Source organism: Nocardia sp. bgisy118 (assembly GCF_057708605.1).
Map to the genome: position 1 here is coordinate 1 of NZ_JBYISM010000073.1, position 1,467 is coordinate 1,467.

The following is a 1,467-nucleotide window of genomic DNA, read 5'->3' on the forward strand; positions in this document are numbered from 1 at the left end:
TCACCAGTACGGTCACGAATTCTGGCGGATGCGCGAGCACGCCCTACGGGAAGGGATGACTTGGAAGGAGTTCTGCGACTACGTCAACAACCCGCGGTTCTATCGAATCGAAGACGCCCCCGGTAACTCCCGCCACCTGTTCGAAGCCCCGCGATAGGAAGGACCACGGCCGATGTGGAAGAAGAAGCAACCCGCCGTCTCCCGCGACCGTGAAGGCCGCACCGAACTGCACTACGCAGCCGCCGATATCGAAGGCAACAAACACGCCCGCGTCGCCGAATTGCTGGCCTCCGGCCTGGACCCGAACGACCGCGACAACGACGCAGTCACACCTCTGCATGGCGCCGCACAGTACGACGGCCTCGACACCGTACGCGTACTGCTGGACGCTGGCGCCGAGGTCAACGCTCAAGACAATCAAGGTGATACGCCGCTGTTCTACGCGTTGCGCAGCCCGTGGAGCACCGTGGCGGTCGTGCAGCTGCTGCGTGACCGCGGCGCCGACCCGCTGCTGGCCAACGCCCGCAGCAACACACCCCTGTCCTACATCCGCATGATCACCAACAAACCCGACATCCGCGCCGTCTTCACCGACCTGCTCGACGACGAACCGTCATGACCGACATCGCGGAGTGGGAACGCCAACTCGAAGCCAACCTCACCGAAATCCGCCGAAACACAGCGCAGTTCGGGAAAGCTGTGGCGGCCGTACGGGGAAGAGCGGAGATGCCCGGACTCGCTATAGAGGTCGACTCTCAAGGCACCATCACCGACCTACGCATCACGCCGGGCGCGATGCGCTGGACCAATACCCAACTGGCCAAAGCGATCACCGACACCCACCGCCGCGCCCGAGACGACGCCACAGCGAAGACCGACCGGCTCCTGCAGACAGCCGATCCACGCATCCGCCGCGCAGCCGAACAACTACGCGGCGAACCCGCCCCCACCCCCAGCCCAGCCGATTCTCGGCCGATGTCCGAAGAAGAGATCCAAGCCGCCGACGATGCGTACTTCGAACGACACAACCGCGAAGGCTGGAATGCAAGATAGGGTCTCGCCTCGCCTCCACTGCTGGCAGTGGATCCGAGCCAGTTCGCCGTCACCTGCGCATCGAGCTCGGGCCTTGACACGGTCGCGCGATGTTCGGCCTGTCAGGGGCGCTGCCATGTGGCCGGGTCGGCGGCAACCTGCGCTCCGGTCGCCAAATCTTTGACCTCGTGGCGGCCTTCGTTGTCGAATGGCGGCAGCCACACGAATGGGATCACCTTGCGGGAGGCGTACCGGAGTTGTTTTGCGAGCTTGTCGGCCTGGTGATACACCTCGGTATTGAATCCGCGCTGGCGCAGCTGGGCGGCGGTGGCCAGCGCGTCGACGTAGCGTTCGTCGGAGGGGACGACGACCAAGACATCGGTGGGGCATTTGCGGGTGGTGTCGAGCATGCCCTCGCTGACCAGCTTGGAGAAG

At 64.5% G+C, this 1,467-nt stretch carries 4 protein-coding genes; 3 read left to right on the forward strand and 1 reads right to left on the reverse strand.

The genetic code is table 11. The annotated features are described in order from the left end of the window. The 3 genes from AC3EO7_RS37730 to AC3EO7_RS37740 all read left to right on the forward strand — a co-directional run. On the forward strand, positions 1 to 157 hold a 157-nt coding region (locus AC3EO7_RS37730; RefSeq protein ID WP_435593874.1), incomplete at its 5' end, for a GH-E family nuclease. A 15-nt stretch (positions 158 to 172) separates the two neighbouring features. Further along, positions 173 to 619, forward strand: a complete 447-nt coding sequence (locus tag AC3EO7_RS37735) for an ankyrin repeat domain-containing protein (protein WP_435593871.1) — start codon at positions 173 to 175, stop codon at positions 617 to 619. Continuing rightward, positions 616 to 1,053, forward strand: a complete 438-nt coding sequence (locus AC3EO7_RS37740) for a hypothetical protein (protein WP_435593872.1) — start codon at positions 616 to 618, stop codon at positions 1,051 to 1,053. The genes AC3EO7_RS37735 and AC3EO7_RS37740 overlap by 4 nt, the downstream gene beginning before the upstream one ends. Before the next feature lie 101 nt (positions 1,054 to 1,154). On the opposite strand, the gene AC3EO7_RS37745 is transcribed toward AC3EO7_RS37740, so the two are convergent. After that, a partial coding sequence (locus AC3EO7_RS37745) for a His/Gly/Thr/Pro-type tRNA ligase C-terminal domain-containing protein (RefSeq protein ID WP_435593873.1) occupies positions 1,155 to 1,467 on the reverse strand: 313 nt, incomplete at its 5' end.